We start from the raw sequence: 13,012 nt of genomic DNA, 5'->3' as shown, positions 1-13,012 counted from the left end.
GCGCCGGGATAGCGTGCGGGGATGACTTCTGACGTCCACCGGCTCGACGCGGAGATACGGCTCCGCCCCACCGTCCCGTCCGACGCGGCCTCCCTCGCCCTCGCGCTGGCCCGCAGCCGCGCGTACATGCAGCCCTGGGAACCCATCAGGCCCGACGCCTTCTACACCGAGCAGGGGCAGCGGGAACGGCTGGCCACCCTGTTCGCGGACCGTGATGCGGGCCGGGCGATGCCATGGGTGCTCGCCGACGAACAGGACCGTGCGGTGGGCGGGTTCAACCTCTCCGGCATCGTGCTCGGCCCCGTCCACAGCGGCATTCTCGGCTACTGGGTCGACGTCGAGTACGCGGGCCGGGGCCTGGCCACGGCCGCCGTTCGACGGATCTGCGAGGTGGCCCGGGACGAGCTGGGCCTGCACCGGATCGAGGCGGGCACGGTGCTCGACAACGTCGCGTCGCAGCGGGTGCTCGCCAAGTGCGGCTTCGAGGAGTACGGCCTGGCCCCGGACTTCCTGTACATCAACGGCCAGTGGCGCGACCACCGGCTGTTCCAGCGCATCCTGCACGACGGCCCGCCGAAGGGCTGGCCGACGGCCGGCAAGGGCTGACCGGCGGCCGACGCGGCGCGGGATCGGTGACCGGCGGGCGCCGTACGGTTCCGTGCACCCGGGCCGTGTCGGTTCCGCGCACCCGGCCACCGCAGGGTCCCGTGCGACGGCCCGTGGGGCGTCAGGGGTTCCGGGTGGGCGGCTTGAGGGGCACTCTGGGGGAGGCCCATCGGAGACCCCGAGGTGGTGACATGCGCATGACGGCGGGTAGGAGTTCGTGCGACTGGCGGTTCGACTCGGGTCGGCCCTGCCTCGACCTGGTGGCGACGGGGATCGGCACCTCCGGCGCCTGTGAGCTGCTCGACGGTGCCGAGCGGCTCGCGGACTGGCTGGTCGCCGCCGGACTCGTACCGAGCGGCACCCGCCTCGATGCCGTGGACGACACCTGGGTGATGCGCTTCCGGCAGCTGAGGGCGGGGGTGGACCGGCTGCTGAGCGCCGAGCTCGGCGGACGCAGGGCCGACGCCGCGCTGGAACGGGTCAACGCGCTCGCCGCCGGGGCGCCACCGGGGCTGCGGGCCGTGCGCGGCAGGAGCGGGGCACTGGTGCGGACGCTGAGCGCCGACCCCGAGTGCGGGGCCCTCCTGGCCGCCGTCGCCCGCGACGCGGTGGAGCTCCTGACCGACCCCGTGGCGCGGGCCGGACTGCGCCGCTGCGAGGCCGACAGCTGCCGCCGCCTCTACCTGGACACCTCGCGCGGACGCCGACGCCGCTGGTGCTCCAGTGAGGTGTGCGGGAACCGGGAGCGGGTGGCCCGGCACCGGCGCAGGGCCGCGGCCGTGGTGGTACCGGCACCGACGGCACCGTGAAACTTCCGGCCGGCACTGGTGGCGACGGCACCCCGAAACCCCCGGCCGATACGGCGGCGGCGCCGCGAGACCTCCGGCCGGTACCGGCACCGACGGCACCGTGAAACCCGGCCCGTACCGGTGGCACGGCGCCGCAAGATCCCGGCCCGGACCGGCGGTGACGGCACGGCGAAACCTCCGCCCGGTGCGTCGGCGCACCTCGCAGGTGCGCGGTGGGCCCCCTTCGCATAGGGTTGACGGCTGCCCAATGCACGTCAGAAGGGGGCCTCGGTGGCCGCGCAGGATGCCGCTGTCGATTCGTTGCGGGACCGGGAAATCGGTGTCGAGCAGGAACATCTCGACCGGGTGTACCACCGCCTCGAGGAGAAGATCCACGAGGCGGAATTTCTCATGAATGACGCCGTCAAGCGGGGCCAGGTCGGCACCCCGGGGGCGCTCGCCGAGCGCGACGCCCAGGTGTTCCGGGCCGGCATCCACCTCAACCGGCTGAACAGCGAGTTCGAGGACTTCCTCTTCGGGAGGATCGACCTGCTGCTCGGCAAGGACGGCGAACGCGGCCCCGACGGCGCCTACACCTCCGTCGAACCCGCCGACGACGCCGTGCGCGACGACAACTCGGCCGACATCGCGGAGACCCTGCACATCGGCCGCATCGGGGTCCTCGACGCCGACTACGCGCCGCTGGTCATCGACTGGCGCGCCCCCGCCGCCGCCCCGTTCTACCGGTCGACGCCGAAGGAACCGGGCCGGGTGGTGCGCCGCCGCGTCATCCGTTCCAAGGGGCGCAGGGTCCTCGGCGTCGAGGACGACCTGATGCGCCCCGAGCTGACCGCGTACCTCGACGGCGACCGGCTCCCCGTCATCGGCGACGGCGCCCTGATGGCGGCGCTCGGCCAGGCCCGCAGCCACACCATGCGGGACATCGTCTCCTCCATCCAGGCCGAGCAGGACCTGGTGATCCGAGCCCCCGCCGCCTCCGTCACCGAGGTCTCCGGCGGTCCCGGCACCGGCAAGACCGCCGTCGCCCTGCACCGGGCCGCGTACCTCCTCTACCAGGACCGCAGGCGGTACGCGGGCGGCATCCTCGTCGTCTCGCCGACCCCGCTCCTGGTCGCGTACACCGAAGGCGTGCTGCCCTCGCTCGGCGAGGAGGGGCAGGTCGCGATCCGCGCGGTCGGCTCGCTCTCCGACGAGGCGGCGGGCGTCGAGGGCGCCACCACCTACGACGAACCCGCCGTCGCCCGGATCAAGGGCTCCTCGCGGATGCTTGCGGTGCTGCGCAAGGCCGCCCGCGGCGCGCTGGAACAGCCCGGCACCCCCCGCGGCCCGAAGAGCAGGGAGAAGGAGCAGGACGGCCAACTGGCCTTCGGGGACGAGGGCGACGGGAGGGCCGGGACGAGCGGGACGGACAGGGCGGACGGGGCCGGCAGCGGCGCCGCCGCCCCGGCCACCCCGACCCGGCTGCGCGTCGTCGCGTTCGGCGCCCGCATCGAGCTGGAGGCCGACGAACTGCGCCGCATCCGGCAGTCCGTCCTCGGCGGTACCGCCCCCGTCAACCTGCTGCGCCCGCGCGCCCGCAGAATGCTCCTGGACGCCCTGTGGAACAAGTCCTCGGGCCGCGGTCGCTACACCGACCCCGAACTCGCCGCCGAACTGCGCTCCTCCTTCGACGAGGACGTGTCCACCGAGACGCCCTTCCTCGACTTCCTGAACGCCTGGTGGCCCGAACTCACCCCGCGCGGGGTGCTCGCCGCGATGGCCGACGAGAAGCGGCTCGGCCGCTGGGCGCGCCGGGTGCTCAACCAGGGCGAGGTGCGGCGCCTCGCCCGCTCCCTGAAGCGGCTCGACAGCGCGGGGAACGGTCCGCTCTCCGTGCACGACGTGGCCCTCCTCGACGAGCTCCAGATGCTGCTCGGCACCCCCGCCCGGCCGAAGAAGCAGAAGCGCGAGCTCGACCCGCTGGACCAGCTCACCGGCCTGGAGGAGCTGATGCCGCAGCGCGAGGAGACCCAGCGCGAGCGGGCCGAGCGGCTGGCGGCGGAGCGCACCGAGTACGCGCACGTCATCGTCGACGAGGCGCAGGACCTCACACCCATGCAGTGGCGCATGGTCGGCCGCCGCGGCCGGCACGCCACCTGGACGATCGTCGGTGACCCGGCGCAGTCCTCCTGGTCCGACCCGGACGAGGCCGCCCTCGCTCGCGACGAGGCGCTCGGCAACCGGCCGCGCCGCCGCTTCACCCTCACGGTCAACTACCGCAACCCGGCGGAGATCGCCGAGCTGGCCGCCAAGGTCCTGGCGCTCGCGATGCCCGGGACGGCGTCACCGGCCGCGGTCCGCTCCACCGGCGTACGGCCGCGCTTCGAGACCGTGCGGGACGGCGACCTGGCCGCCGCGGTGCGCGAGGAGGCCCGGCGGCTGCTCGGCGAGGTGGACGGCACGGTGGGCGTGGTCGTGGCGATGAACCGCCGGGCGCAGGCCCGGGACTGGCTGGCCGAGCTCGGCGAGCGGGTGGTGGCGCTGGGCAGCCTGGAGGCGAAGGGGCTGGAGTACGACGCCACGGTGGTCGTCTCGCCCGCGGAGATCGCCGACGAGTCCCCGGCCGGCCTGCGGGTGCTGTACGTGGCGCTCACCCGGGCGACGCAGCAGCTCACCGTGGTCTCGGGGGAGCGGGACCTGCCCGACGAGGACGGCGTCCCGGACCTGCTGAGGGACTGACCGCCGGGGCTGCCCACCCAGCACCGGTCCCGGGGCGCCCTCCCGGGCCCACGGGAGGGCGCCCCGGAGGGGCGGGCGCACGGGACCGGAGCGCAGGACCGGAGCGCGGGCGGGAAGGTACCGGGAGGCCGCGTGCAGGATTGTTTTTGCAGTCAACCTGCGCTGTGGGAATCACTTCTTCGGGGTCTTTGTTAGCCTGGTGTCGGCACCGGCTCGATCCAAGCCCCCGGGCCCAACCTTCGTCGCTACGAGCGACCACTTGCCGCGAGGCGAGCATGGCGGGTCGGTGCCACTTCGCTCGACAGACAGACCCACGTCACCCTCCGGTGGCGCGGGTCTGTTCTCGTTTACCGGCCCGCCCGCGCCCGCGACCCCGCACCGCTCCCGTGTGGCCGATAACTGTCAGGCCCAAGTGCCCTCGGGCCTTCCACTGGAGCCGTCTTATCTCGTATGGTGGAAAACACTTTCCGAACAGTGGCAGTCATTAACGGCTACCCGCTAGTAGGTGCGACGATCGGAAAGCGTGTCCGAGGCGAGCGCCCCGGTCGCACGGCAATGAAGCTAAGGAAAGCGAAGGACTCGGCCATGGCAACGGCGCCCAGCGTCTCGTACTCGATGACGGTCAGGCTGGAGGTGCCCGCGAGCGGCACCGCGGTCTCCCAGCTCACCACGGCCGTGGAGTCCTCCGGCGGTTCGGTCACCGGCCTCGACGTGACCGCGTCCGGCCACGAGAAGCTGCGTATCGACGTCACCATCGCGGCCACCTCCACCTCGCACGCCGACGAGATCGTCGAGGGGCTGCGCGGCATCGAGGGCGTCGTGCTGGGCAAGGTCTCCGACCGTACGTTCCTGATGCACCTCGGCGGCAAGATCGAGATGGCGTCCAAGCACCCCATCCGCAACCGTGACGACCTCTCGATGATCTACACCCCGGGCGTGGCCCGGGTGTGCATGGCGATCGCCGAGAACCCCGAGGACGCCCGCCGCCTCACCATCAAGCGCAACTCCGTCGCGGTCGTGACGGACGGTTCCGCCGTGCTGGGTCTCGGCAACATCGGCCCGAAGGCCGCCCTCCCCGTGATGGAGGGCAAGGCCGCCCTCTTCAAGCGGTTCGCGGGCATCGACGCCTGGCCGATCTGCCTGGACACCCAGGACAGCGACGCCATCGTCGAGATCGTCAAGGCGATCGCCCCCGGCTTCGCGGGCATCAACCTGGAGGACATCTCCGCCCCCCGCTGCTTCGAGATCGAGGCGCGGCTGCGCGAGGCCCTGGACATCCCCGTCTTCCACGACGACCAGCACGGCACCGCGATCGTCGTCCTGGCCGCGCTGACCAACGCCCTGCGCGTGGTCGGCAAGTCCATCGGTGACGTGCGGGTCGTCATGTCCGGTGCCGGGGCGGCCGGTACGGCCATCCTGAAGCTGCTCCTCGCGGCCGGCGTCAAGCACGCCGTCGTCGCCGACATCCACGGAGTGGTGCACGCCGGCCGCGAGGACCTGGTCTCCGCCGCCGCCGACTCGCCGCTGCGCTGGATCGCCGACAACACCAACCCGGAGTCCGTCACCGGCACCCTCAAGCAGGCCGTCGTCGGCGCCGACGTCTTCATCGGCGTCTCCGCCCCCAACGTGCTGGACGGTGTCGACGTCGCCGCCATGGCCGAGGGTGCGATCGTGTTCGCGCTCGCGAACCCGGACCCCGAGGTGGACCCGGCAATCGCCCGTCAGACGGCGGCAGTTGTCGCCACCGGGCGCTCCGACTTCCCGAACCAGATCAACAACGTGCTGGTCTTCCCGGGCGTCTTCCGCGGTCTGCTGGACGCCCAGTCCAGCACCGTCAACACGGAGATGATGCTCGCCGCCGCGGGTGCGCTCGCCGACGTGGTCGCCGAGGACGAGCTGAACGCGAACTACATCATCCCGTCGGTCTTCAACGACCGGGTCGCGGGCGCGGTCGCCGGTGCGGTCCGGGACGCGGCGAAGGCGGCCGGCGCCGCGGCGGTGCAGGGGAACCTCGGCTGAGGTCCGGGCGGGCCCCGACCGGGCCCCCGGGCTGAGGTCCACGTCACAACACCCGCCGAGGGCTCTGTGGCGTGGACCACGCCCCCGGCGCCCGTACGTGGGTCCGGCCCCGGCGCGTCGCGGGGTGCGATGCCCCAAACGCCCCTTTAGGGTGGGCGGGCGGCGCGTCCCACCGAGCCCCGCACCCGCTGCGGACCGCTTCCGCGGAGTCGACAAAACGTCACCACGACGAGGCGGTGGCGCTTTTCGTGTGACTCCGAAGGGTGCCGGATTGGCGTTACCGCCGCAGGTGGGGGCAGGATGCGTAATCGGGCGCGAGGGTCTGACGACAGACCCGGGTCCGGGGACTGTCCGAGGGCCCTGGCAGCATCGGCTTCGATCTCACGCCTCACAGGCAAGAAGAACACGGGAGTAACAACATGAACCGCAGTGAGCTGGTGGCCGCCCTGGCCGACCGCGCCGAGGTGACTCGCAAGGACGCCGACGCCGTGCTGGCCGCGCTCGCCGAGACCGTCGGTGAGGTCGTCGCCAAGGGCGACGAGAAGGTCACCATCCCCGGCTTCCTGACCTTCGAGCGCACCCACCGTGCCGCTCGCACCGCTCGTAACCCGCAGACCGGCGACCCGATCAACATCCCGGCCGGCTACAGCGTGAAGGTCTCCGCGGGCTCCAAGCTCAAGGAAGCCGCCAAGGGCAAGTAAGCCCCACAGCCCCACAGGCGCGACGAAGGGCGGTCACCCATCCAGGGTGACCGCCCTTCGGTGTACCGGCCCGAGAGGCCCCGCTGCGGGCCTCTTCGCCCCGGTCCCGGCCGCCGTCGGCCGTACTCCGCCCGTTCACGCCCCGGCTGTCGGGCCGACGGGCCGCTCCGGGCCCGCCCGCACACGGGAGCGGGTCCCGTCCGCGCACGGGAGCGCACAACGGCGACGGGGGCCCGGGGCGATGCCCCGAACCCCCGTCAGCAGCTCCTGGCCGCCCGGCCTCAGACCAGCGGCGCGCTGCTCGGCAGCTCCACCTTCGCGCCGAGCTTCTCCAGCTTCTCCATGAAGTTCTCGTAGCCGCGGTTGATCAGGTCGATGCCGTGCACCCGCGAGGTGCCCTGCGCCGCCAGCGCCGCGATCAGGTACGAGAAGCCGCCGCGCAGGTCGGGGATGACCAGATCCGCGCCCTGGAGCCGGGTCGGCCCGGACACGACCGCGGAGTGGAGGAAGTTGCGCTGGCCGAAGCGGCAGTCGGAGCCGCCCAGGCACTCCCGGTAGAGCTGGATGTGCGCGCCCATCTGGTTGAGCGCGGAGGTGAAGCCGAGCCGGGACTCGTACACCGTCTCGTGGACGATGGACAGCCCCGAGGCCTGCGTCAGCGCCACGACCAGCGGCTGCTGCCAGTCGGTCTGGAAGCCGGGGTGCACGTCCGTCTCCAGGGCGATGGCGTTCAGCGCACCGCCCGGGTGCCAGAAGCGGATGCCCTCGTCGTCGATCTCGAACGCGCCGCCGACCCTGCGGAAGGTGTTCAGGAAGGTCATCATCGAGCGCTGCTGCGCGCCCCGTACGTAGATGTTGCCCTCGGTGGCCAGCGCCGCGGACGCCCAGGAGGCCGCCTCCAGACGGTCCGGGATCGCCCGGTGCGTGTAGCCGTCCAGCCGGTCGACACCCGTGATCCGGATCGTCCGGTCGGTGTCCATGGAGATGATCGCGCCCATCTTCTGCAGAACGCAGATGAGGTCCTCGATCTCCGGCTCCACGGCCGCGTTGGACAGCTCGGTGACGCCCTCGGCGAGCACCGCCGTCAGCAGTACCTGCTCGGTGGAGCCCACCGACGGGTACGGCAGCCGGATCTTCGTGCCGCGCAGCCGCTGCGGGGCCTCCAGGTACTGGCCGTCCGCCCGCTTCTCGATGGTCGCGCCGAACTGCCGCAGCACGTCGAAGTGGAAGTCGATCGGCCGGCCGCCGATGTCGCAGCCGCCGAGCCCCGGGATGAACGCGTGGCCCAGCCGGTGCAGCAGCGGGCCGCAGAAGAGGATCGGGATGCGCGAGGAGCCCGCGTGGGCGTCGATGTCGGCGACGTTGGCGCTCTCCACGTGGGTCGGGTCCAGGATCAGCTCACCCGGTTCGTCCCCGGGCCGGACCGTCACCCCGTGCAGCTGCAACAGCCCGCGCACCACCCGCACGTCGCGGATGTCGGGCACGTTGCGCAGCCGGCTGGGACCGCTGCCGAGCAGCGCGGCGACCATCGCCTTCGGCACCAGGTTCTTGGCGCCTCTGACGCGGATCTCGCCCTCCAGCGGGGTTCCGCCGTGGACAAGCAGGACATCGTCTGTGCCGGTCATGAATCTCGCGTTCCGGAGTGGTCGGGCAGGGGGCCAAACGAAAGGGTAATGGCCGACCGCCCCCATCCCGTAAGAGAGCCGGGGGTGCACGAACGTCATGAATCCGCCGCAACACGCTCTGCTCCCCGACTCTTGCGGAGGGTTACCGTCCGCATGGCTCTCCGGAATGCGCGCTCCCCGTGCACCCGCGCGCCCTGAGCTGCGCCGCGGCCCGTTCGGGGGTCGGGTGGCCCACTCGGCCCCCGCAGGAGGCGAAGATGCGGGATCATTTCTGCCATGACCGAGGTGTCCTCGCTCACAGGGCGACTGCTCGTGGCCACACCCGCGCTCGCGGACCCGAATTTCGACCGTGCGGTGGTGCTGCTCCTCGACCACGACGAGGAGGGCTCGCTCGGTGTGGTCCTGAACCGTCCGACCCCGGTCGGGGTCCGCGACATCCTCACCCCCTGGGCCGCTCTGGCGGGCGAGCCGGACGTCGTCTTCCAGGGCGGCCCGGTCTCCCTTGACTCGGCGCTCGGCGTGGCCGTCATCCCGGGCGACGAGGGCCCCCTCGGCTGGCGCCGGGTGTACGGGGCGATCGGCCTGGTGGACCTGGAGGCACCCCCGGAGCTGCTGGCCGCGGCGCTCGGCTCGCTGCGGATCTTCGCCGGGTACGCCGGCTGGGGCCCCGGACAGCTGGAGACGGAACTGACCGGGGGCGCCTGGTACGTGGTCGAGTCCGAACCCGGTGACGTCTCGTCCCCGCACCCCGAACACCTCTGGCGCGCGGTCCTGCGCCGCCAGCGCAGCGAACTGGCGATGATCGCCACGTACCCCGACGACCCTTCGCTCAACTGAAGCTCCGGGCTTTCAGTACCCTTGGCGGTTATGAGCACTCTCGAGCCCGAGCGCGGGGCAGGAACAGGCACCCTCGTGGAGCCGACACCGCAGGTGTCGAACGGCGACGGCGACCACGAGCGCTTCGCCCATTACGTCCAGAAGGACAAGATCATGGCGAGTGCCCTGGAGGGCACCCCCGTGGTCGCACTGTGCGGCAAGGTCTGGGTGCCGGGGCGCGACCCCAAGAAGTACCCGGTCTGTCCGATGTGCAAGGAGATCTACGAGTCCATGGGCGCCGGCGGCGACAAGGACAAGGGCGGCAAGGACAAGAAGTAGTCCGGAGGGCGGACGGCCCCGGTGCCCCTTCTGGCACCGGCCGTTCGCCCACCACCGTTCGAGGCCCCCCGGGGCGTGCGTCGACGCACGCCCCGGGGGGCCTTTCGCGTTGCACGGGCTGCTTCCACGGGTCACAGAGTGGTTGAGACCACTTGTCGGCGTCCGCACGCCCCCCTACTCTCCTGCAAGTTGTGCAGAACGAAACGTGCGTTGCGCATGTTGCAACGCCTATCGGTAGGGGTTCCGATATGAAGCTTTCTGCCCGAATTGCTGCTCCGGCGGCGGCGCTTGTGCTGGCGGGTCTCACCGCCACCGCCTGCGCGCCGCAGACCTCCGACACCGGGGCCGAGGGGGACGAGAAGACCGGCACCCTGCGGGTCTGGCTGTTCCAGGAGGTCGGCAACAAGCCCAAGGAACAGGTCGTCGACGCGGCGGTCGCCGAGTTCGAGAAGACCCACGAGGGCGCGGAGGTGAAGGTCGAGTACATACCGGTCGACACCCGCGCGCAGCGCATCAAGGCGGCGTTCAACGACCCCGGAAGCGCCCCGGACCTCATCGAGTACGGGAACACCGACACCGCCGGATACGTCAAGGACGGCGGACTCGCCGATGTGAGCGCCGAGTTCGCCGCCTGGGACGAGGCGAAGGACACCGACCCGACCGCCCGGCAGTCCGTGACGGTCGACGGCAAGGTCTACGGAGCGCCGCTCTTCGTCGGCGTCCGCGCGCTGTACTACCGCACCGACGTCTTCGACGAACTGGGCATCGGGGCCCCCAAGTCGCAGGCCGAACTGATCTCCACCGCGAAGAGGATCCACAAGAAGAAGCCGGAGCTGTACGGGCTGGCGGTCGGCGGCGCGTACACCTACGGCGCGATGCCGTTCATCTGGGCCCACGGCGGCGAACTCGCCGAGGAGAAGGGCGGCACGTACACCTCGGCCATCAACGGCGACAAGGCCCGCAAGGGCATCGAGGCGTACACCTCGCTCTTCGGCGACGACAACTGCCCGGCCGCCAAGTGCGCGTCCATGGGCGGCAACGCGACCGTCACCGCCTTCGCCTCCGGCAAGGCCGCCATGGCGATCGGCGGCGACTTCAGCCACGCGGCCGTCGAGGCGGGCGCGGTGAAGGGCAAGTACGCGGTCGTCCCGCTGCCCGGCGTGGCGAAGGGCTCCGTCGCCCCGGCGTTCGCGGGCGGGAACAACATCGGTGTGCTGAAGAGCAGTTCGCACCGCACCCTGGCCGTGGACCTGATGAAGTCCCTGACCGGCAAGCGGACCCAGGCGAAGATGTTCGACGCGATGGGCTTCCTGCCGACGTACACGGACGTGCGGGCCGCCGCCGCGAAGAAGGAGCCGTTCGTCGAGCCGTTCGTCGAAACGCTCGGCGCGGGCGCCAAATTCGTCCCCGCCTCACCGGGCTGGGGACAGATCGACGCCTCGCTGGTCCTGCCGACGATGTTCCAGGAGGTCGTCAGCGGCCGCAAGGACGTGGCGGATGCCGCGGACGACGCGGCGAAGAAGATGGACGCCGCGTTCGCCGACGCGGGCTGACCATGACCGCGAACAGCACGGCGCGCAAGACGCCCGGCGCGGTCGGGGCGGGCGGCACCTCCCCCCGGCCGCCCCGGCGCCGCCGCCCCGCCCCGTCCGCGAACCGCCCCGGCCGGACCCCCTGGCTCTACCTCCTGCCCGCACTCGTCCTCCTCGGCGGGCTGCTCGTCTACCCGGTCTACCAACTCGGCCTGATCTCCTTCCTGGAGTACACCCAGGCCCAGGTGAGCGGCGGCGAACCGACCACCTTCCGGGGGTTCGGGAACTACGCGACCCTCTTCGGCGACGGCCAGTTCTGGCAGGTGCTCCTGGCGACCGTGGTCTTCGCCGCCGCCTGCGTCCTGGCCACCCTGCTGGTCGGCTGCGCACTCGCCGTCCTGCTGACCCGGGTCCGGGCCGTGCCGCGGCTCGCGCTGATGCTGGCCGCGCTCGGCGCGTGGGCGACCCCCGCCGTCACCGGCTCCACCGTCTGGGTCTTCCTCTTCGACCCCGACTTCGGCCCGGTCAACCGGGTCCTGGGACTCGGCGACCTCTCCTGGACGTACGGGCGCTACAGCGCCTTCGCCCTGGTGCTCCTGGAAGTCCTGTGGTGCTCGTTCCCGTTCGTGATGGTGACCGTGTACGCAGGCATCCGGGCGATCCCCGCCGAGGTGCTGGAGGCGGCGGCGCTGGACGGCGCCTCGCAGTGGCGGACCTGGCGGTCGGTCACCGCCCCGATGCTGCGGCCGATCCTCGTCGTCGTCACCATCCAGTCGATCATCTGGGACTTCAAGGTCTTCACCCAGATCTACGTCATGACGAACGGCGGCGGCATCGCCGGACAGAACCTGGTGCTCAACGTCTACGCCTACCAGAAGGCGTTCGCGTCCTCGCAGTACAGCCTGGGCTCGGCGATCGGCGTCGTGATGCTGCTGATCCTGCTGGCCGTCACGCTCGTCCATCTGCGCCTGGTGCGGCGTCAGGGGGAGGAACTGTGAACGCACGGAACGCGCCGCGGCTCCGCAGGCCCGGCCGAACGGCCGCCGAGGCGGCGGCCCTGCTGATCGCCGCCGCGGTCGCCTTCCCGCTCTACTGGATGGTGCTCTCCGCCTTCAAACCGGCAGGCGAGATCCAGTCCACCGAGGCCCGCCCCTGGACCCTGGCGCCGTCCCTGGACTCGTTCCGCCGGGTCTTCGAACAGAACGACTTCGGCCGCTACTTCCTCAACAGCCTGATCGTCGCCGGCACCGTCGTCATCGCCTCCGCGCTGGTCGCCTTCCTGGCGGCCACGGCCGTGACCCGGTTCAGGTTCCGCTTCCGCACCACACTGCTGATCATGTTCCTGATCGCGCAGATGGTGCCGGTCGAGGCGCTGACCATCCCGCTGTTCTTCCTGATGCGGGACCTCGGCCAGCTGAACACCCTCGGCTCGCTGATCCTGCCGCACCTCGCCCTCTCGCTGCCGTTCGCGATCTGGATGCTGCGCGGCTTCGTCAGGGCCGTGCCCGAGGCACTGGAGGAGGCCGCGTACATCGACGGCGCGAGCCGCACCCGCTTCCTGTGGCAGATCCTCTTCCCGCTGGTCCTCCCCGGCCTCGTGGCCACCAGCGTCTTCTCGTTCATCTCCACCTGGAACGACTTCCTGTTCGCGAAGTCGTTCATCATCAGCGACACCTCGCAGTCGACGCTCCCGATGGCGTTGCTGGTCTTCTTCAAGCCCGAGGAGAACGACTGGGGAGGGATCATGGCCGCATCGACGGTGATGACCGTTCCCGTGCTGGTCTTCTTCGTACTCGTACAGCGCCGCCTGGTCTCGGGACTCGGCGGAGCGGTAAAGGACTGACGCC

At 71.5% G+C, this 13,012-nt stretch carries 11 protein-coding genes; 10 read left to right on the top strand and 1 reads right to left on the bottom strand.

The features are described from left to right. The first annotated feature begins 21 nt into the window (after positions 1 to 21). The 5 genes from ACWCXX_RS07385 (at position 22) to ACWCXX_RS07365 (ending at position 6,853) form a co-directional block, all read left to right on the top strand. Positions 22 to 606 (top strand): GNAT family N-acetyltransferase, encoded by a 585-nt coding sequence (locus ACWCXX_RS07385; protein ID WP_451125248.1) that lies wholly within the window; start codon positions 22 to 24, stop codon positions 604 to 606. A gap of 197 nt (positions 607 to 803) precedes the next feature. After that, positions 804 to 1,415: a CGNR zinc finger domain-containing protein gene (locus tag ACWCXX_RS07380; protein WP_451125372.1), complete on the top strand. Its 612-nt coding sequence runs from the start codon at positions 804 to 806 to the stop codon at positions 1,413 to 1,415. 270 nt (positions 1,416 to 1,685) lie between these two features. Then, entirely contained in the window at positions 1,686 to 4,133 is a 2,448-nt protein-coding gene (locus ACWCXX_RS07375) for a HelD family protein (RefSeq protein WP_451125246.1), read from the top strand. A 585-nt stretch (positions 4,134 to 4,718) separates the two neighbouring features. Then, positions 4,719 to 6,152: a malic enzyme-like NAD(P)-binding protein gene (locus ACWCXX_RS07370; RefSeq protein WP_451125244.1), complete on the top strand. Its 1,434-nt coding sequence runs from the start codon at positions 4,719 to 4,721 to the stop codon at positions 6,150 to 6,152. A gap of 419 nt (positions 6,153 to 6,571) precedes the next feature. After that, complete coding sequence (locus tag ACWCXX_RS07365; RefSeq protein WP_017237029.1) at positions 6,572 to 6,853, top strand: HU family DNA-binding protein; 282 nt, start codon at positions 6,572 to 6,574, stop codon at positions 6,851 to 6,853. Positions 6,854 to 7,134: 281 nt separating this feature from the next. Here ACWCXX_RS07365 and murA read toward each other — a convergent pair whose 3' ends face one another. Further along, positions 7,135 to 8,478, bottom strand: coding sequence for a UDP-N-acetylglucosamine 1-carboxyvinyltransferase (gene murA / locus ACWCXX_RS07360; protein ID WP_451125242.1), 1,344 nt, complete (start codon positions 8,476 to 8,478; stop codon positions 7,135 to 7,137). Positions 8,479 to 8,754: 276 nt separating this feature from the next. Here murA and ACWCXX_RS07355 point away from each other — a divergent pair, with 276 nt between their 5' ends. From ACWCXX_RS07355 to ACWCXX_RS07335, 5 genes are all read left to right on the top strand, one after another. Then, positions 8,755 to 9,315, top strand: coding sequence for a YqgE/AlgH family protein (locus tag ACWCXX_RS07355; RefSeq protein ID WP_451125240.1), 561 nt, complete (start codon positions 8,755 to 8,757; stop codon positions 9,313 to 9,315). Positions 9,316 to 9,345: 30 nt separating this feature from the next. Further along, positions 9,346 to 9,633, top strand: coding sequence for a DUF3039 domain-containing protein (locus ACWCXX_RS07350; RefSeq protein ID WP_148838236.1), 288 nt, complete (start codon positions 9,346 to 9,348; stop codon positions 9,631 to 9,633). A 248-nt stretch (positions 9,634 to 9,881) separates the two neighbouring features. Continuing rightward, entirely contained in the window at positions 9,882 to 11,186 is a 1,305-nt protein-coding gene (locus ACWCXX_RS07345; protein ID WP_451125238.1) for an extracellular solute-binding protein, read from the top strand. 2 nt (positions 11,187 to 11,188) lie between these two features. Next, positions 11,189 to 12,163 (top strand): carbohydrate ABC transporter permease, encoded by a 975-nt coding sequence (locus ACWCXX_RS07340; RefSeq protein ID WP_451125236.1) that lies wholly within the window; start codon positions 11,189 to 11,191, stop codon positions 12,161 to 12,163. Then, positions 12,160 to 13,008 (top strand): carbohydrate ABC transporter permease, encoded by an 849-nt coding sequence (locus tag ACWCXX_RS07335; protein ID WP_451125234.1) that lies wholly within the window; start codon positions 12,160 to 12,162, stop codon positions 13,006 to 13,008. The genes ACWCXX_RS07340 and ACWCXX_RS07335 overlap by 4 nt, the downstream gene beginning before the upstream one ends. The last annotated feature ends 4 nt before the right edge of the window (positions 13,009 to 13,012 follow it).

The sequence above is a fragment of the Streptomyces sp. NPDC001732 genome (genome assembly GCF_053596315.1).
This window is presented reverse-complemented; position numbering and strand designations above follow the sequence as displayed.

What these genes read in the sequence shown, in the direction of transcription:
- ACWCXX_RS07385 (WP_451125248.1), top strand. Translation starts at nt 22, where the DNA reads ATGACTTCTGACGTCCACCGGCTCGACGCGGAGATACGGCTCCGCCCC.
- ACWCXX_RS07380 (WP_451125372.1), top strand. Translation starts at nt 804, where the DNA reads ATGACGGCGGGTAGGAGTTCGTGCGACTGGCGGTTCGACTCGGGTCGG.
- ACWCXX_RS07370 (WP_451125244.1), top strand. Translation starts at nt 4,719, where the DNA reads ATGGCAACGGCGCCCAGCGTCTCGTACTCGATGACGGTCAGGCTGGAG.
- ACWCXX_RS07365 (WP_017237029.1), top strand. Translation starts at nt 6,572, where the DNA reads ATGAACCGCAGTGAGCTGGTGGCCGCCCTGGCCGACCGCGCCGAGGTG.
- murA (WP_451125242.1), bottom strand. Translation starts at nt 8,478, where the DNA reads ATGACCGGCACAGACGATGTCCTGCTTGTCCACGGCGGAACCCCGCTG.
- ACWCXX_RS07355 (WP_451125240.1), top strand. Translation starts at nt 8,755, where the DNA reads ATGACCGAGGTGTCCTCGCTCACAGGGCGACTGCTCGTGGCCACACCC.
- ACWCXX_RS07350 (WP_148838236.1), top strand. Translation starts at nt 9,346, where the DNA reads ATGAGCACTCTCGAGCCCGAGCGCGGGGCAGGAACAGGCACCCTCGTG.
- ACWCXX_RS07345 (WP_451125238.1), top strand. Translation starts at nt 9,882, where the DNA reads ATGAAGCTTTCTGCCCGAATTGCTGCTCCGGCGGCGGCGCTTGTGCTG.
- ACWCXX_RS07340 (WP_451125236.1), top strand. Translation starts at nt 11,189, where the DNA reads ATGACCGCGAACAGCACGGCGCGCAAGACGCCCGGCGCGGTCGGGGCG.